15 protein-coding genes and 1 pseudogene are annotated in these 16,862 nt (G+C 69.0%); 8 read left to right on the forward strand and 8 right to left on the reverse strand.

Annotation, left to right across the window (positions count from 1 at the left end; all coding sequences use genetic code 11):
* Positions 1-131 precede the first annotated feature (131 nt).
* Positions 132-1,193, forward strand: coding sequence for a medium chain dehydrogenase/reductase family protein (locus ACFRKB_RS26475; protein ID WP_383108938.1), 1,062 nt, complete (start codon positions 132-134; stop codon positions 1,191-1,193).
* Between the two features lie 66 nt (positions 1,194-1,259).
* On the opposite strand, the gene ACFRKB_RS26480 is transcribed toward ACFRKB_RS26475, so the two are convergent.
* The 4 genes from ACFRKB_RS26480 to ACFRKB_RS26495 form a co-directional block, all read right to left on the reverse strand.
* Positions 1,260-3,803: an ATP-binding protein gene (locus ACFRKB_RS26480; protein ID WP_383108939.1), complete on the reverse strand. Its 2,544-nt coding sequence runs from the start codon at positions 3,801-3,803 to the stop codon at positions 1,260-1,262.
* A gap of 204 nt (positions 3,804-4,007) precedes the next feature.
* Complete coding sequence (locus ACFRKB_RS26485) at positions 4,008-4,331, reverse strand: STAS domain-containing protein (RefSeq protein WP_030351976.1); 324 nt, start codon at positions 4,329-4,331, stop codon at positions 4,008-4,010.
* 148 nt (positions 4,332-4,479) lie between these two features.
* A complete protein-coding gene (locus tag ACFRKB_RS26490; RefSeq protein ID WP_383108941.1) occupies positions 4,480-5,328 on the reverse strand; it encodes a 3-hydroxyacyl-CoA dehydrogenase family protein in 849 nt (282 codons plus the stop codon).
* A gap of 166 nt (positions 5,329-5,494) precedes the next feature.
* On the reverse strand, positions 5,495-6,133 hold the full coding sequence (locus ACFRKB_RS26495) for a TetR/AcrR family transcriptional regulator (RefSeq protein ID WP_383108942.1): 639 nt from the start codon (positions 6,131-6,133) through the stop codon (positions 5,495-5,497).
* Between the two features lie 80 nt (positions 6,134-6,213).
* On the opposite strand from ACFRKB_RS26495, the pseudogene ACFRKB_RS26500 reads away from it, so the two are divergent.
* Positions 6,214-6,540, forward strand: a pseudogene (locus ACFRKB_RS26500) (ATP-binding cassette domain-containing protein); the annotation flags it as partial.
* 67 nt (positions 6,541-6,607) lie between these two features.
* A complete protein-coding gene (locus ACFRKB_RS26505) occupies positions 6,608-7,180 on the forward strand; it encodes a cob(I)yrinic acid a,c-diamide adenosyltransferase (protein ID WP_383108943.1) in 573 nt (190 codons plus the stop codon).
* Positions 7,181-7,199: 19 nt separating this feature from the next.
* Here the strand turns inward: ACFRKB_RS26505 and ACFRKB_RS26510 are convergent, their stop codons facing one another.
* The 3 genes from ACFRKB_RS26510 to ACFRKB_RS26520 form a co-directional block, all read right to left on the reverse strand.
* Positions 7,200-7,661 carry a hypothetical protein gene (locus ACFRKB_RS26510; protein WP_383108945.1) on the reverse strand — a complete coding sequence of 154 codons (462 nt, stop codon included), beginning with the start codon at positions 7,659-7,661 and terminating at the stop codon, positions 7,200-7,202.
* Between the two features lie 158 nt (positions 7,662-7,819).
* Positions 7,820-8,545 (reverse strand): SMI1/KNR4 family protein, encoded by a 726-nt coding sequence (locus tag ACFRKB_RS26515; protein ID WP_383108946.1) that lies wholly within the window; start codon positions 8,543-8,545, stop codon positions 7,820-7,822.
* A gap of 86 nt (positions 8,546-8,631) precedes the next feature.
* A complete protein-coding gene (locus ACFRKB_RS26520; RefSeq protein WP_383108947.1) occupies positions 8,632-9,192 on the reverse strand; it encodes an SUKH-4 family immunity protein in 561 nt (186 codons plus the stop codon).
* 968 nt (positions 9,193-10,160) lie between these two features.
* On the opposite strand from ACFRKB_RS26520, the gene ACFRKB_RS26525 reads away from it, so the two are divergent.
* Both ACFRKB_RS26525 and ACFRKB_RS26530 read left to right on the forward strand, forming a co-directional pair.
* Positions 10,161-10,295 carry a hypothetical protein gene (locus tag ACFRKB_RS26525; protein WP_383108949.1) on the forward strand — a complete coding sequence of 45 codons (135 nt, stop codon included), beginning with the start codon at positions 10,161-10,163 and terminating at the stop codon, positions 10,293-10,295.
* A gap of 703 nt (positions 10,296-10,998) precedes the next feature.
* Positions 10,999-11,982 (forward strand): L,D-transpeptidase family protein, encoded by a 984-nt coding sequence (locus tag ACFRKB_RS26530; protein ID WP_383108950.1) that lies wholly within the window; start codon positions 10,999-11,001, stop codon positions 11,980-11,982.
* Positions 11,983-12,071: 89 nt separating this feature from the next.
* On the opposite strand, the gene ACFRKB_RS26535 is transcribed toward ACFRKB_RS26530, so the two are convergent.
* The gene (locus ACFRKB_RS26535) at positions 12,072-12,656 is read right to left on the reverse strand and encodes a hypothetical protein (RefSeq protein WP_383108951.1); all 585 of its coding nucleotides are present in this window, start codon (positions 12,654-12,656) and stop codon (positions 12,072-12,074) included.
* 370 nt (positions 12,657-13,026) lie between these two features.
* Between ACFRKB_RS26535 and ACFRKB_RS26540 the strand changes: the two genes are divergently transcribed.
* The 3 genes from ACFRKB_RS26540 (at position 13,027) to ACFRKB_RS26550 (ending at position 16,797) form a co-directional block, all read left to right on the forward strand.
* On the forward strand, positions 13,027-14,148 hold the full coding sequence (locus ACFRKB_RS26540; protein WP_383109008.1) for a sensor histidine kinase: 1,122 nt from the start codon (positions 13,027-13,029) through the stop codon (positions 14,146-14,148).
* Positions 14,145-14,795, forward strand: coding sequence for a response regulator (locus ACFRKB_RS26545; protein ID WP_383108952.1), 651 nt, complete (start codon positions 14,145-14,147; stop codon positions 14,793-14,795). The genes ACFRKB_RS26540 and ACFRKB_RS26545 overlap by 4 nt, the downstream gene beginning before the upstream one ends.
* A gap of 145 nt (positions 14,796-14,940) precedes the next feature.
* Positions 14,941-16,797, forward strand: a complete 1,857-nt coding sequence (locus ACFRKB_RS26550) for a glycosyl hydrolase family 18 protein (RefSeq protein ID WP_383108954.1) — start codon at positions 14,941-14,943, stop codon at positions 16,795-16,797.
* Positions 16,798-16,862 lie beyond the last annotated feature (65 nt).

The raw sequence follows: 16,862 nt of genomic DNA on the forward strand, positions 1-16,862 counted from the left end.
TCCACGCCGCGCGACTACATCATCAAGATTTAGTTAGACGCTATCACGCGACCTGTTGACACCACCCCTGCCATCGCGTTAGAACTTATAACGAACACGAGAGCACATAACGCAGCGCGGTGGAGGTCGTCATGAACGCTGAAGGACTGGTCGAGGTGGTTCTGCCGGGCAAGGTGGAGCCGGAAGGGCTTCGGATACGGCACGGAGCCGTCCCCGCCGCGGGCCCGGGGCAGGTCGTGATCCGGATGGAGGCGACCGGGGTCTCCTTCGCCGAGCAGCAGATGCGCCGCGGCAAGTACTACGACCAGCCGGCGTTCCCCTTCGTACCCGGCTACGACCTGGTCGGCACGGTGGTGGCGACCGGCGAGGGCGTCGAACAGGGCCTGGCAGGTACGCGGGTGGCCGCGCTGGTCAAGGTCGGCGGCTGGGCAAGCCATGTGCTCGTCGACGCGGCGGACGCGGTCGAGGTGCCCGCCGGGATCGGCGCGGCGGAGGCGGAGACCCTGGTGGTCAACGGCATCACCGCCTGGCAGATGCTGCACCGCAGGGCACGGATCCGCGCGGGGCAGACCATCGTGGTGCATGGCGCCAACGGCGGCGTCGGCACGGTCCTGGTCCAACTCGCCCACGCCGCGGGCGTGAAGGTGATCGGTACGGCGTCGGCCCGCCACCATGACGCCCTGCGGGAACGGGGCGTCACTCCGATCGACTACCGCACCGAGAACGTGGCCGCGCGGGTCCGCGAACTGGCCCCCGCCGGCGTGGACGCCGTCTTCGACCACGTCGGCGGCCGGGGCATCGTCGGCTCCTGGAGCCTCCTCGCGCCCGGCGGCACGCTCGTCTCGTACGGCAGCGCCTCCACCCGCGACGACGGGGGGTCCAAGCAGTGGCCCGTGATCAAGCTGCTCGGCCGGGTGTGGTGGTGGAACACACTGCCCAACCGCCGCCGCGCCTACTTCTTCAACGTCTGGGCCGGGCGCGCCCTGTCCAAGGACCGGTTCCGGGCCCGGCTGCGCGCCGACCTCACCCAGGTCTTCGCCGCCTTCCGGCGCGGCGACGTCACCGCCCAGATCGCCGCCCAACTGCCGCTCACCCGCGCCGCCGACGCCCTGCGCCTGGCCGAGTCCGGCACCGTCGCCGGAAAGGTCGTACTGGGCCCGGCAGACCACGGACCGGTCGATGACGGGCGGTGAAGGGGCGACAGCCCACACCCGACCACCGGCCCCGGCCGGAGCGCACCCAGGCCCACGCCCCGCCGGCTACGCCGGCTCCGGCTCCGGCTCCGACAGCCCCGGGTTCGGCCCGCTCACCGTCGTCTGCGGGGCCGACGGCGGCGGCGTGTCCGAAGGGTCCTCCGTCGGCTCGTCGCTCGGGGTCGGCGACGGGGACGACGGCGGGTCCGGCGGGGTGCTCGGCGGCTTGCTCGGGGAGGTCGGGGGTTTCGACGGTGGCTTGGACGGGCTGCCCGGCTTTGACGGGGGGTCATCGGGCGACGAGGCGCTGTCCGACGGCGTACCGGAAGGGGACGCCGAGTCGGACGGGCTCGCGCTGTCCGTGGGCGCGGCGTTCCCCGAGGTGCTCGGTGCGGGCAGTTGGACGTCCGGGTTCGGGGGCGCGTCGTCGACGGGCTGGTCGGCGGGCAGGTCGCCGTCGCCGTTGTCCGGGTCCGGGGACTGTCCCGTACGCACCTTGTCCGTCTGGTTGTTCTCGCTGCCGGAGGTCGCGCCCAGCGTCACCACCGTGCCCAGCACGGCCGCGAGCACCGCGCCCGCACCCGCCGCGACCAGGTTGCGGCGGGCGCCGAACGCCGGGCGGCGGCGCGGGGGTACGGGCACCGGGGCGGTGCCGGGCCCGAGCGCCGGCGGCTCGCGCCGGGTGACCAGCGTCACGCTCTCCTCCGGGACCGAGGACGAGACCGAGACCACGTCGGGTACGAATCCCGGCCCCGAGCCCAACGGCCCCGCCTCGCCCCCACCCGCAGGCAACGTCGACGTGCCCGCGGGACGCCGTCCGCCCTCGCGGTCCGTGACCAGCGCCAGCGCCCTGCGCCCCGCGACCGTACCGACCTTGTCGGCCACGGCCCCACGCATCCCGATCGACGCCTCCAGCTCCGCGCGGGCCCGGTCCAGGTTTCCGACGCAGAGCGCGAGGACGCCCAACTCGTGGTGGAAGTAAGCCTCTTCCGCGACCTCTCCGGCGATCCTGGCGGCCTCGGAGCCGGAGCGCAGGACGCGTTCCCACGCGCCCCAGTGCAGACCGGCCAGGAACGCGGGCGCCGCGCTGCGGGCCAGCAGGACGGCCGCGCTCGGGTGGCCCGACTCCTGCCCCGGGATCAGCGGGCCCATCGCCGCGAGGATGGCGTCCGCCTCGGCGGTGACGCGCTCGGGGGTGACCGAGGGGTGCCCCGCCCACCAGGCGTAGTGCTGGGCGGCGGTGTGCGCGTGGGCCACGGCGTCGTCCGCGTACCCCTTCGCCTCCAACTGAACGGCGACGCCCGGCGCGAGCCGGTAGCGCGCGCCGACCGGGGTGAGGAGGCCGCAGCTCATCAGTTCGCCGAGCGCGGCGTCCGCGTGGGTGTCGCCTACCAGGGCCGGCAGATGCGCCTGGTGCGGGACTTCACCGCCGAGCGCGACCGCGAAGCGCAGTGTGGCGCGGGCCGCCTCGCTCAGCCGGGAGGCGAGCAGGACCGCGGGCGCGGCGCCCTCGCCGACGGTGGGCAGCGGAATGTCGTAGCCGTCGGGGGTACTGACGGTACGTGCCGGCGCGTCGTCGGAGACGCGCTCGAAGGGCCGTACGAAGGGCTCGAACTCGTCGGACGCCTCGGAGCTGCCGCGCAGTTGGTCGCGCTGCCGCAGCAGCGCCCCCGCCTGGACGAAGCGCACCGGCAGGCCCTCCGACTCGAACCAGAGGTCACCCGCCCAGTTCGCCTCCTCGTCGGTGAGGGCCCGTTCGACGACGCTCTCCAGCAGCTCCAGCGAGGAGCCGCGGCCGAGACCGCCGAGGGCGACCTCCTCCAGCCCCGCGTCCGCGGAGGGCGGTTCGGTGTCGGGGGTCGCGGCCAGCAGATAGGCGCACTCGGGGGTCGCGGCGAGGAGTTCGTCCAGCGCCTCACCGCCCAGCTCCAGATCGTCCAGGACGACGACCGCGCCGATGCCGTGGACCAGTTCGAGCAGTCCGGCGCGGTCGGGGCGGCAGAGCGCGGAGTGGTGGACGGCCGCGTACAGCTCGTACAGCAGCTCGGTGGTGGTGCGTCGATAGCCGGAGAGGCGTACGACCCCGTCGGGCGCGAGGTCCGCGCAGTCCGCCGCGACGGCTTCGAGCAGCGCCGTACGGCCGGAGCCCGGAGCGCCGGTGAGACGTACGGACCGGCCGCGTCCCAGCAGCCCCGCCAGCCGCTCGCGTTCCGCGCCACGTTCCAGCAGCGGCAGGGGCGGTGCCGCGGGTCCCGGCGGTACGGAGGGCCGGCCCGCGCGCTGGAGATCGGCGCGTTCGGCCGCGGTGCGCCGCGCCGGGGCGTCAAGCTGCCGGCCGGGCGGACACAGCTCGATCTCGCTGCCGTCGATGGGGTTGACGGTGAGCAGGTACTCGCCGGAGATCAGCTGGACCGTGCGGGCGGGCGGCGGAGTGGTGACCGGCCCGGCGCCCTTGAGATGCGCCAGGCCCGGCGTGACATGCGCGGGGGTGACACGGGAAGGCGTGGCCGCGGGCACGATCTCGGCGCGCGGCGCGGGTGCCGAGTCCGCGCTCTCATCCGCGCGTTCGTCGTGACCGTACTCTTCCGGTTCCCGGTCTATCGGGTCCATGGTGAAAAGCTCCCCAGATCGTGGCGTGCGATGCCCCCGGCCTCACACGCCCATCTGTCGCTTCTGGTGCCGGTGTCTGCGTCCACGGGTCGGTCCATCGGCAGACGGGCCGAACCCTAGACCTCCGCAGGGTATCCGCGTATGGCGGGGTGCCACGCCGTCCAAGACATCACGTTCTCATGAGGATTGCGCGATGTGGGAGGGTCAGACCCGAGGCAGCGATTCGGCGGCGATTCCGCCCTCGATGGCGAGAATGCGGTGCAATCGGGTCGCCACCAGCAGTCGCTGCATCTGCGGCGGGACCCCGCGCAGCACAAGCCTACGGCCGCACCGCCCCGCGCGTCGGTGGGCTCCCATGATGACGCCGAGTCCCGTGGCGTCCCAGGAGTCCAGTGCGGTCAGGTCGAGCACCAGATCGCCGACTCCGTCGTCGACCGCCGAGTGCAGGACCGTACGGGCGTCCGCCGCGCTGCGTACGTCGAGGCGGCCCCCGACGACCAGCTCGGCGTGGTCGCCCCTGATGTGCATATGCGCTCCCCGAGAGTACTTTCCGTGCTCCGTAGTCTGTTCTGTCTTCCAACAACTGACTGCCGCGCGGCCCAAGAAGTTGCCGTCTGTAAGCGAACCGATATCGAATTCACCCTGTGGGGTGATATGTGCGTACCGGTGACGCGGCTCAGTGCTTGTAGAACCCCTGCCCGCTCTTGCGCCCGATGTCACCCGCGTCCACCATCCGGCGCATCAGCTCCGGCGGTGCGAACTTCTCGTCCTGCGACTCGGTGTAGATGTTGTCGGTCGCGTGGAGCAGGATGTCGACGCCCGTCAGGTCGGCGGTGGCGAGCGGGCCCATGGCGTGGCCGAACCCCAGCTTGCAGGCGATGTCGATGTCCTCGGCGGACGCGACGCCCGACTCGTAGAGCTTGGCGGCCTCGACGACGAGGGCGGAGATCAGCCGGGTGGTCACGAAGCCCGCCACATCGCGGTTGACGACGATGCAGGTCTTGCCCACCGATTCGGCGAACTCCCGTGCGGTGGCGAGGGTTTCGTCGCTCGTCTTGTAGCCGCGCACCAGCTCGCAGAGGCGCATCATGGGCACCGGCGAGAAGAAGTGCGTACCGACGACGCGTTCCGGGCGCTTGGTCGCGGCCGCGATCTTGGTGATCGGGATCGCCGAGGTGTTGGAGGCGAGGACGGCGTCGTCGCGTACGAGCTTGTCGAGCGTACGGAAGATCTCGTGCTTGACGTCGAGCTTCTCGAAGACGGCCTCGACGACGATGTCCGCGTCGGCGGCGGCGTCCAGATCGGTGGTCGTGGTGATCCGGGCGAGCGCCGCGTCGGCGTCGGCCTCTTCGAGCTTGCCCTTGGCGACGAACTTGCCGTACGAGGCCCTGATCCCGTCGATGCCGCGGGCCAGCGCCGCGTCGGTGACATCCCGCAGGACGACGTCCCAGCCCGCCTGCGCCGAGACCTGCGCGATACCGGACCCCATGAGTCCGGCTCCGATGACGGCGAGCTTCCGTGCCACGACGCACCCCACGTTTCTTGTTCGGCTTCTGTTCAGCCTTAACGCCTGTTTACTTTGGGCTCTCTGCCGGAGGTTAGCGGTCGCGGACGGCCCAGTGACACTGAAGAGATGCGCGTCACGTCTCACATGACGGACATCACACCGGACATCGCACCTGCGGGGTCCATCAGGCGTCGCGTACCGCGTACTTGAGCACCTTCTCCCCCAGCACCGCTTCCATGTCGTCCAGCAGCACGAGCGCTTCGCGCGAGGCCGGGCCGGGCGCGGCACCCTCCAGCATCCGTTGGGTGATCCGCGCCATGAGCGTCCCGTGCACCCAGGAGAGCTGGCCGGCCACGAGCGTGGGGAGCGTGTCGTCCTCGTCGGCGCCGGTCTCCTCCCGCAGTGTCCTGTCGAGGTCGGCGAGGACTTGGTGCTGGAGGAATGCCACCCGCGAGCCGAGGGTGTGCGAGCCGTGCACCACCTCCATGAAGCGCGCGTACCCGTCGGAGAGGCCGACGGCGGGCGATACGGTCTCGACCAGCTCGCGCAGCTCGCGGAAGACGGCATCGGAGGCCGACTCGCCCTTGCCGCGGGCCCGTACGAAGCGGGAGAGCCGGTCCACGACGGACGTGCTGCGGTCGAGGAAGAGATCTTCCTTCGCCTCGAAGTAGTTGTAGACGGTGTTGACGGAGACGTCCGCCGCCTCCGCCACCTCCGCGATCGTCACCGCGTCGAAGCCGCGCTCCAGGAAGAGACCCGTGGCCACATCCGAGATGTGCTGCCTGGTCTGCCGCTTCTTCCGTTCCCTGAGGCCCTCGGACATGGCCCCATCCTAGGCTCCGCCGCAACGAGTGAAAACTTGGAGTCATTGCAAACTTTAAGAGATTCTGTTTTTCTGGGGCCATGCCCATCATCAGTACGGCCGGGCTCGCGCGGACCTTCCCGGCCAAGAACGGACCCGTCGAGGCCGTTCGCGGCATCGATCTGACCGTCCGCCCCGGCGAGATCATCGGCTTCCTCGGCCCCAACGGCGCCGGCAAGACCACCACCCTCCGGATGCTCACCACCCTGCTGCCGCCCACCGGGGGCGCGGCGACCGTCGCGGGCTTCGACCTGGAGCGCGAACCGGACGCCGTCCGGCGGAAGATCGGGTACGTCGCCCAGGCCGGCGGCGTCGATCCGCAGATCTCCGTACGCGAGGAACTGGTCACCCTCGGTGTGGTGGAACGCACGCGGGTCACACCCGTGAGCGGCTGGCCCTGCTGCTGGGACGGGGGCGCGTAACTACGCTGGCCCTATGGTCAACCTGACGCGCATCTACACCCGCACCGGCGACAAGGGCACGACGGCGCTCGGCGACATGAGCCGCACCGCCAAGACCGATCTGAGGATCGCCGCGTACGCCGACGCCAATGAGGCCAACGCGGTCATCGGCACGGCGATCGCCCTGGGACAGCTGTCCCCCGAGCTCGTGAAGGTCCTCGTCCGGGTCCAGAACGATCTCTTCGACGTGGGCGCGGACCTGGCCACGCCCGTGGTGGAGAATCCAAAGTTTCCGCCGCTGCGCGTCGAGCAGCAGTACATCGACAAGCTGGAGGCGGACTGCGACCGCTTCCTGGAGGAACTGGAGAAGCTGCGCAGCTTCATCCTCCCCGGCGGCACCCCGGGCGCGGCACTGCTCCACCAGGCCTGCACGGTCGTACGCCGCGCCGAACGCTCCACCTGGGCGGCGCTCGACGCACACGGCGACACCATGAACGCCCTGACGGCGACGTACCTGAACCGCCTCTCCGACCTCCTGTTCATCCTGGCCCGCGTGGCGAACAAGGAAGTCGGCGACGTGCTCTGGGTCCCGGGCGGCGAACGCTGACACCGCTCTCACTGGTGGGCTATCGCACCAACTCGGAGCTGAGCTGAGACAGCTTCCGGAACGTCGGATTGTCGCGGAAGGTGGGGTATTCGCTGGTGATGAATTCCAGACCATCGACGGCAAACCGGGAAACAGCGGCGATAAATTCATCCATGCCACAGAATCCAGGAGCCGCGTCCCAGGATCTCAGGACCTTCAGCTCTGATCCGTGCGGGAAAATTTCTATGAGCACATCACTCTCGGTGAAATCGACACACCCTTCACCTCCGTCTCGAATGTCTCGGGCCGACAACAGGAGGCAGTACATGAAATCGAGAACGGGAACCCGAAAGACCTCCGCATCGAAACCGTCCACAACGAGGGTGACGTTCATCTCGAAGTATGCGTAGCGAAGTTGCCAATCGGCGACGGATTTCAGCTTCGCGATCTGCGACTCCGAGGGCTCCCGCATGGAGTCTCGGTCGAACTCAAGGAGAATCACTGCCCGTTACCTCTCGGAGCTCCAGAAGACGGAAGCTCGTATCGTACGTGCCCGAACCGTCGTCGCATGGCTGTGCGTTGTAGCGGTAGGCGTCCTACACGTACCTCTCCTGCGCCGACCCGCCGAACGAAACCGCGTTCAGCCGGTTCGGCCGCCGATCAGTCGATGCGGTCGCCCAGGCCCAGCACCTCCGGGGAGTCGCTCGGGAAGTCCCCGGGCATACCGGGTACGTGGATGGTTCGCCGGTACACGCCGGTCAGAAACTCGACAGCGCCGACCGGGAACTCCGACCAGTCTCCGTTGTCGCCGCGCACGACCACCGGCCATGCGTCCGGGTCCCCGGGACTCGTCCCCCAGTAGAAGGAGTCCCCCGAGTTGGACTCCGCCCAGGAGATCAGGCCTCCCGGTTGCGGGAAGGGAACGTAGCCCTCGGTGTCGCCCATCTCGTACAGATCCTGAAGGATCTCGTCCTCCCTGGACTCCGACGCCCACGACGCCTCGCCCCCAGGCGTCGGAACGGACAGCATGAGGAAGTCATCGATGACCAGTACCGGGTACGCCTCCGCCAGGGAGCGGAAGTCCGAGGGAAGCGCCGTCCCGAGATCCGCCTCGAGGGCGCCCCAGTCCACGCTACGCCCGGCTGTCACACGCCACTGCGTCATCGATGGAAGCGCCGCCTCCAGCTCTTCGACCCTCAGCATGTCGTCCGCCAATCCGTGATGTTCAGCCAGCGCCGCTCTGGCCCGGGAGGACAGCCGCTCCGTGTCCAGTTCGGTCAAGGTGAGCCGAAGGTTCTCTTCGCCCATCACCGGGACCGCAGCGACCAGCAGTTCTTCGCTGCTGAACAACGGCTCCACGACCTGGAAGTACCCCGCACCGCGCACTGATTCATTGGAACTCCGCAGGACCGAGATTATGGAATGCGCTTAGGAAGTCGGGGGCCCTCACGCGGCGTGCACCACGCACGATCTTATTCGAGATCCGGAGGCCACCAGTCGACGTCCTCGTTTAAGAAGTCACCGATTGAGACATCGTGGACGAATGATGCCCAGAAGGCCCCGTCAGCCTCGAACGAAGCAGGGTCGATCTGCCGGAGGAGAGCCTCAAGCCGGTCCGCGACCTTTGCATGCTCATGAGGTTCTGCAGTTGCCGGGTAGTAGGGGAAGTCCCGTTGCACAGCCTCAAGACAGCGAACGAACTCTTGAATACCCGAGTTGACTGGCCACACCGGATCTGTTGCACCCGCGCCGAAGTGGACGGAACCCAGATCTACGTCGAGCACGAGGTGCTCATCCTCGGTGTAGTCCCCGAGGACCACGTACCTTCGGCTTCCCTGAACCCACTCCGCCACCTGATTCGGATCAGTCGCACTGAAGACGAGCGAGATCTTCGGAACGCCTTCCCCGGCGAGGAATTGGCGACTTCCCGTGTGGGAAACGGCTTCCAGACTGTCTGTTGTCCATCGAACCCGATCAACCGAACACACCTGGAATGCCCTCCTTGAAGAGACGTGTAACGGCGTCCAGCCCATCAGCCTGCGACTTCACGGCGGTCTCCGTTCCCGGCCGGCGACGGTCGATGAGAACGTGTCCGGCGGCGGTGGCGCAGGTGAGTATCACCAACGTCTGACAGCCAACGATCCTGTCAGCACGGACAGTTCGGCACTCCACTCACTCGCCGTAGGCAATGTCGCGTGCGGGCCAGACAGGATTCCTCCGCGGCACACCTGGGGGCAGTACCGAAGTCAGAGCACGAAGCACGCAAACTCTTTCGCCGCTCTTATATTCAAGCAGCGTTGGAGTCGCGCACAGCATCAGACCTCCGCCGCGCACCTCATCGACTCTCATGAACGCCTCAGAAAATCCCGAGGAGTTCGAATCACGTGCTAATCTGTCAGCAAGATACTGCGAGCACAGAGTGATCCAAGAGTATCCACGAAGGTACACCCCTGCCTCCCTGTGCGACGTGTAGAGATTCCGCCTCAGCCCCCTATCCAGATCAGTGGCGTCAGACTGGTCACTTCTTCCCACTGCGCCAAACAACGGGGCGTCGGCAGACCAATGGGCCGTCATCAGAGGAGCCCAGAAGTCTGCGGCAAGTGGGGCGCCACTACCGTCGAGCGATTCGACTGCCACATCGCAGCTGAACTGCATCACTTCATCACCAGTGTCGGACATTCCAATCCGTCCTATGAACCTGTCGCCAGTCGGCGTTCGCACAAAATGCCCGATGCTCACATAAGAGGCACCGGATTGGCATTTACGCACAGCGGCGTCACACGTATCGCCTTCGACTCTCTGCGTGCTGGAATCACCAGTTCCCCCTGCGCTGGCCAGAAACGAAACCAGCCGCGACGGATCGACTGCCGCCGAACCCAGGAGGGCGTCGGTCGAAGCCTCAAACCATCCGGCTGCAAAACCGCGCCAATCCGCACGCTTCTCCATCTCCCACAGGGAGAAAACACAGTCTCGCTCATCTTCCATGAGGCACCACTTTCGCATGTATGAAAAAGCGGACTGCGGCCGCCTGGCCTGGTTCACCGTGAAGTTCGCGGCCGGTTCGGCGGAGGTGACCGTGTCCGGGGCGGCCGTCGCGCCGTCCGTCTGCACGGGGGTGTGGACCTCGACCCGGTAGTCCGTCGCCTCGGGCACCACCGGCTGCCACGTGTACGACTCACCCGTCGGACGAACTTCACCGGCCCGTCGGGGCGTTCGGCGAGGTTGATGTTCTCCTTCAGCCGGCCGTGTCACCCTTCGCGGACACGACACCCTTCGCCGCACCCTCCAGCCCCAGGGTGACTGCCTGACCGCCCTCTGTCTCGCGAACCAACTACGGCCCATATTCGACGTATTGGCGAACTCGAAACCCTCGTCCTTCGACGGCTTCACCGTCGTGTCGATCGGCTTCCACAACGCCCCGGACCGGTACGACACCGGCGACGCCGCCAGCTCCCTCACCCGCTTCGCCGGCGGCAGGCTCTCGCCCGTATCTCCTGTACGGAACTTTCACCACGCTGCCCTTCCGTCAACGCGCCCATTCCGGCGCATGCGGAAATGGGCACACCGAATAGACCGGCACGGAGCTCTCCGGCCGGTCTGACCGACTGTGCCGCGACCGCAAACCGTAAGGCTCTGGGCGTGGCGTGGTGTTTTCTAATAGCGCGAATGACGCGCCGTCAACTCCCAAGACAAACAGGACATTCGACGTCACCAAGAGGGGCGATAAGCCGGATTCATTCCCTCACTCGCGACCGGCGCAGCGCATGGTGTATAAACGCCCGGTCCCAGCCCGTCACTCATATCTGGATCTCCATTCCGTCCAGGGAATGAGCGGCGTCATGGAATTTCTCAGCAAGGAGCAGTGCGTGCACATCCCACCCCGGCGGATTCTGGCCGCCACCGTTGTCCTCGGCGCCCTGGCCATGACATCCGCCTGTGGACAGAGCGACCGCGAGGACTCGGCCTCGGGTGCGGACTCCGTCGCGGCGTCGGAGACGCCCGGGGGCGACGACGTGCCCGGCGCGGGTGGCTCGGCCTCTCCCAGCGCGTCCGTTTCGGCGAGTCCCACCGGCTCTCCCAGCGCGTCGGCTTCCGCTTCGCCCTCGGGCAGCGCCGCCGACAAGACCGCGGCTCCGACGACCGACGACCGATCCGGGGCCGGGGCCGGAACCGGGGCGGGAACCGGGGCCGGGGGCACGGCCGAGGGCGCCGCCCCGCCGCCGAGCGCCCCGTCCTTCCCCGTGCCCGTCTCCGTCGGCAACGCGACCCAGATCATCACGGTCAAGGCCAGTGGCTCGTACGCCACCGTGACGGCGTGGGCCAAGGGCTCCTCCGGGTGGAAGGCCCAGTTCAGTACGAGCGCCGGTCGCGTCGGCTCCAACGGCGTGACGGACGGGGCGACCCGGAAGCAGAGCACCTACACCACCCCCTCGGGCACCTACACCCTCACCGAGGGATTCGGCGTCGAATCCGGCGGCACCGCGATGCCGTACACCGTGGTCAACAGCAGCCACTGGTGGGTCCAGGACCCGGAGTCGAAGTTCTACAACCAGATGCACACCGAGCAGGGCGCGGATTTCCCGCTCACCGAGTCGGGCGACCGCGGCAGCGAGCACCTCGTCAACTACCCCACGCAGTACGCCAAGGCGCTCGTCATCGACTTCAACCGGTGGCCCGCCGTGCCCGGCCGCGGCGCCGGCATCTTCCTGCACGTCAACGGAAACGGCGCCACAGCGGGCTGTGTCTCGGTCCCCCGCGCGACGATGGACCGGATCATGTCCTGGATCAAGCCCGCCCATCACCCCAGGATCGCCATCGGCTGAGGGGCACCGACCACCGACCTGGAATGCCGGGCCTCCTCAGCCACGAACCGGTGAGGGGGCCCACCGGGGCACCCCGACTCAGCGATTCCTCACCCCTTCCCCACCGACGACGGCCGTTCCACGCGGACGGATTCAGCGTCCGCCGGGGGCTTCTTCGGAAAGAGCGCGTACGTCAGAGCGATCACGCCGTGGATACCGGCGACGCGCGCCGCGTTGAGCTGCCACGCGGTCAGCGACTCCGTGCCGCCTGCGTCGCCCACGTACCAGACCGCGATCTGGAGCAGCACGACCGCGACCGCGGCGGCCAGGACCGTACGGAGCCACAGCATGCCCTCGTACCGGGCGCGGGCCATGCCGTAGCGCGGCGGTTTGACCGGCGGGGGACCGTCGGCGAAGCGATGAGCGACCCAGCCGTCGATCCGCTTGATCGTGTAGTGGCCGTAGCCGACGGTGAAGCCGATGTACATCGCGGCCAGACCGTGCTTCCAGTCCGGCTCCGCGCCGTTCCTGAGATCGATGGTCGTGACCACCAGCAGCACGACCTCCAGCAGCGGTTCCAGCAGCAGGACCGCCGCGCCGAGCCGTGGCATCCGCGCCGGATAGCGCAGGATCAGCCCGGCGGCCAGCAGCACCCAGAAACCGACCTCGCAGGCGACGATCAGTGTGACGATCACGGCGCCTCTCCTTTCTGTCGGCTCCAGCCTCCCGTCCGTGGAGTCGCGGCACGTCGTCGTCGGTGACGAACCGCGACTGCATCCTTCGATGTACCCGGCCCTCGGCCGGGATGGGGACGCCGGTCGGTGGCGGGCGGTGTTGGATGGGGGAATGATCGCCTTTCCCCGATCTGCCGCGTCGCTCCCCCGGCGCCGGCCCGGATCTCTCCCCCCGCGCCGACCCCACCGGCCCGACCGACCCCACCAGCCCGACCGAGCCCACCAGCCGCACCGGCCCCACCAGCCCCACCGGCCCGGGTCCTCCCCCTGCCACCGGCCGCACCGCGTCGACGCGCTGATCGCCCTCGCCGGTCTGGTCGGCGGCATCTCCCTGTGGGCCGTGGGCCTGCACACCCAGCAGGGCCGCGCGCTGCCCGGGGCCTGGGTGCTGCTGCCGCTGAGCGTCCTGGCGGCGGTGGAGCTGCTGCGCAGGTCGGCGCCGCAGACCGCGCTGGTCATCGGCACGCTCGCGCTGGTGGCCGATCAGTTCACCAACGGCAGTCTCGCGACCGTGGTGATGTTCACGGACGTGATGTACGCGGCCGTGCTGTACGGGACTCCGGCCGCCGCCCGCCGTATCCCCTGGACCACCGGGCTGATCACGGTCGCGGTGACGATCGGGTTCGTCACCTGGCTGCGTACGCCCGAGGCGCTGCTGATCGGGGTGGTCACCGCGTTGATCGGTTTCTTCCCGGCCAGCACCGGCGTTCTCGTACGCAACCACCGGGACGCCGCCGAGTCGGCGCGGCTGCGGGCCGAGCAGACCGCGCTGCTGGCCGAGATGGACCGGACCCAGGCGGTGGCCGCCGAGCGCGCGCGGATGGCCCGCGAGCTGCACGACATGGTCGCCAACCATCTCTCGGCGATCGCCATCCACTCGACGGCCGCGCTCTCGCTGGACGACGCGCGCACGTCCAGGGACGCGCTCGGCGTCATCCGGGAGAACAGCGTCGAGGGGCTTGCCGAGATGCGCCGGCTGATCGGGCTGCTGCGGGAGAGCGACGACACCGGCACGGTCTCCGCAGCGCCGACACTGCGGGCGCTGGACACACTGCTGGCGCAGGCCCGTACGAACGGTGCCTCCAGCGGGCTGCGCTTCACCCTGGACGACCGGCGCGGCGAGGGCGCCGCGCTGCCCACGCCCATCGATCTGGCCGCGTACCGGATCATCCAGGAGTCGCTGACCAACGCCCTCAAGCACGCCGTCCAGGGGACGATCACCGTCGAGCTGGACGGATCCGAGCGCGCGCTGACGGTACGGGTCCGCAGCCCGTTCGGTGACCGGCCGGGGCCGCGCGCGCCGGGCTCGGGCGCCGGGCTGATCGGGATGCGCGAGCGGGTCGAGCTGCTGGACGGATCGTTCGAGGCGGGTCCCGTCACCGCTGCCGACGGGGGCAGGATCTGGCTGGTACGCGCCGAACTGCCGGTCATGGAAGGGCGGGAGAGAGCATGACGATCCGGGTGCTGGTCGCGGAGGACCAGTCGGCGGTGCGCGCGGGGCTGGTGCTCATCCTGCGCAGCGCGCCGGACATCGAGGTCGTCGGGGAGGCGTCGGACGGCGAGGAGGCGGTCGCGCTGGCCCGGGAGCTGCGGCCCGATCTGGTGCTGATGGATGTGCAGATGCCACGGCTCGACGGAGTGTCGGCGACCCGGAAGGTGGTCGCGGAGCGGCTCGCCGATGTGCTCGTGCTGACCACCTTCGATCTGGACGAGTACGTCTTCGGGGCGCTGCGGGCCGGGGCCGCGGGCTTTCTGCTGAAGAACGCGGAGGCCGGTGAACTGTTGGCGGCGGTACGGACGGTGGCGCGCGGCGAGGGCCTGATCGCCCCGGCCGTCACCCGACGGCTGATCGCCGAGTTCGCGGCGCCGACGCCCGTACGCCCCGCCGGCGCGGCCGATCCGGCGGTCCTGGACGTCCTCACGCGCCGGGAGCGCGAGGTGCTGTCGTGCCTGGGCCAGGGGATGTCGAACGCCGAGATCGCCGGGCACCTCACGATGGCCGAGGCGACCGTGAAGACCCATGTGAGCAGACTGCTGGGCAAGTTGGAGCTGCGCAGCCGGGTGCAGGCCGCCGTCCTCGCCCAGGAACTGGGAATCTGACAGCAACTCCTCACCTTTGGTCTGGACCTATTGACGAGTGGTCCAGACCTTCCTACTCTCACCGCACACACTGCGGTGAGTCGTCGCAGGGTGAGCAGTGCACGGACCACCCCCGTTTTGTCCTGTACTCACCTGAGGAGCACGCTTGAACTCCCAATCCGCCCTCCACAGACCCGGATTCAGATCCAGAGCCGTCGCGGGTCTCACCGCGCTGCTGCTGCCGCTGGCCGCCCTCGTCGGCCTGGCCACCCCCGCAGAGGCCGCCGCCTCGGCCACCGCCTCGTACACCAAGGTCTCCGACTGGGGCACGGGCTTCGAGGGCAAGTGGACGGTGAAGAACACCGGCACCACCAGCCTCAGCTCCTGGACCGTCGAGTGGGACTTCCCGGCCGGTACGGCGGTCACCTCCGGCTGGGACGCCGACATCACCGGAGCGGCCAACCACTGGACCGCCAAGAACAAGACCTGGAACGGCACGCTCGCCCCCGGCGCGACCGTCACCTTCGGCTTCAACGGCACCGGCGCGGGCGCGCCGACCGGCTGCAAGCTCAACGGCGGCTCGTGCGACGGCGGCCCCGGCGTTCCGGGCGACAACCCGCCCTCGGCGCCCGGCACCCCGACCGCGAGCGAGATCACCAACACCTCGGTCAAGCTGAGCTGGACCGCGGCCACCGACGACAAGGGCATCAAGAACTACGACGTCCTGCGGGACGGCACGAAGGTCGCCACGGTCACCGGTACGACCTACACCAACACCGGTCTGACCGCGGGCACCGACTACTCGTACACCGTCCAGGCCCGTGACACGGCCGACCAGACGGGCCCGCTCAGCGGCGCCCGCGCGGTCCGTACGACCGGTGGCGACCCGGGCCCCGGCCCCGGTCCCGGCGGCAAGGTCAAGCTCGGCTACTTCACCGAGTGGGGCGTCTACGGCCGGAACTACCACGTCAAGAACCTGGACACGTCCGGTTCCGCGGCCAAGATCACCCACATCAACTACGCCTTCGGCAATGTCACCGGCGGCAAGTGCGCCATCGGCGACTCCTACGCCGACTACGAGAAGGCGTACACCGCCGACCAGTCCGTCGACGGCGTCGCCGACACCTGGGACCAGCCGCTGCGCGGCAGCTTCAACCAGCTGCGCAAGCTCAAGGCCAAGTACCCGCACATCAAGGTCCTCTGGTCGTTCGGCGGCTGGACCTGGTCCGGCGGCTTCGGCCAGGCCGTGCAGAACCCGGCCGCCTTCGCCCAGTCCTGCTACGACCTGGTGGAGGACCCGCGCTGGGCCGATGTCTTCGACGGCATCGACCTGGACTGGGAGTACCCCAACGCCTGCGGTCTGACCTGTGACACCAGCGGCCCCGCGTCCTTCAAGAACATGATGCAGGCCATGCGCGCCAAGTTCGGTCCCAACAACCTGGTCACGGCCGCCACCACGGCGGACGCCTCGGCCGGCGGCAAGATCGACAAGGTCGACTACGCGGGCGCGGCCCCGTACATGGACTGGTTCAACGTCATGACGTACGACTTCTTCGGCGCCTTCGCCGCGCAGGGCCCGACGGCTCCGCACTCCCCGCTCACCTCGTACCCGGGCATCCCGCAGGCGGGCTTCAACTCCGCCGAGGCGATCGCCAAGTTCAAGGCGCAGGGCGTGCCGGCCAACAAGCTGCTGCTCGGTATCGGCTTCTACGGGCGCGGCTGGACGGGCGTGACCCAGGACGCACCGGGCGGCACCGCCACCGGCGCCGCTCCCGGTACGTACGAGGCGGGGATCGAGGACTACAAGGTCCTCAAGAACACCTGCCCGCCCACCGGCACCATCGCGGGCACCTCGTACGCCAAGTGCGGCAGCAACTGGTGGAGTTACGACACCCCGGCCACCATCACGTCCAAGATGGCCTGGGCGAACCAGCAGAGCCTGGGAGGCGCCTTCTTCTGGGACTTCACGGGTGACACCGCCAACGGCGAGCTGGTGACCGCGATCAAGAACGGTCTCGGATAGCCGGAACGGCACGACGGCACAGCTGAAGGGGGCGGCGCCCGAGCGCCGCCCCCTTCATCATGTCC

This window comes from Streptomyces scopuliridis, from assembly GCF_042790125.1.
GTDB classification, from domain to species: Bacteria; Actinomycetota; Actinomycetes; order Streptomycetales; family Streptomycetaceae; genus Streptomyces; species Streptomyces scopuliridis_A.

What these genes read in the sequence shown, in the direction of transcription:
- ACFRKB_RS26475 (WP_383108938.1), top strand. Translation starts at nt 132, where the DNA reads ATGAACGCTGAAGGACTGGTCGAGGTGGTTCTGCCGGGCAAGGTGGAG.
- ACFRKB_RS26480 (WP_383108939.1), bottom strand. Translation starts at nt 3,803, where the DNA reads ATGGACCCGATAGACCGGGAACCGGAAGAGTACGGTCACGACGAACGC.
- ACFRKB_RS26485 (WP_030351976.1), bottom strand. Translation starts at nt 4,331, where the DNA reads ATGCACATCAGGGGCGACCACGCCGAGCTGGTCGTCGGGGGCCGCCTC.
- ACFRKB_RS26495 (WP_383108942.1), bottom strand. Translation starts at nt 6,133, where the DNA reads ATGTCCGAGGGCCTCAGGGAACGGAAGAAGCGGCAGACCAGGCAGCAC.
- ACFRKB_RS26505 (WP_383108943.1), top strand. Translation starts at nt 6,608, where the DNA reads ATGGTCAACCTGACGCGCATCTACACCCGCACCGGCGACAAGGGCACG.
- ACFRKB_RS26520 (WP_383108947.1), bottom strand. Translation starts at nt 9,192, where the DNA reads ATGGGCTGGACGCCGTTACACGTCTCTTCAAGGAGGGCATTCCAGGTG.
- ACFRKB_RS26525 (WP_383108949.1), top strand. Translation starts at nt 10,161, where the DNA reads ATGTATGAAAAAGCGGACTGCGGCCGCCTGGCCTGGTTCACCGTGAAG.
- ACFRKB_RS26530 (WP_383108950.1), top strand. Translation starts at nt 10,999, where the DNA reads ATGGAATTTCTCAGCAAGGAGCAGTGCGTGCACATCCCACCCCGGCGG.
- ACFRKB_RS26545 (WP_383108952.1), top strand. Translation starts at nt 14,145, where the DNA reads ATGACGATCCGGGTGCTGGTCGCGGAGGACCAGTCGGCGGTGCGCGCG.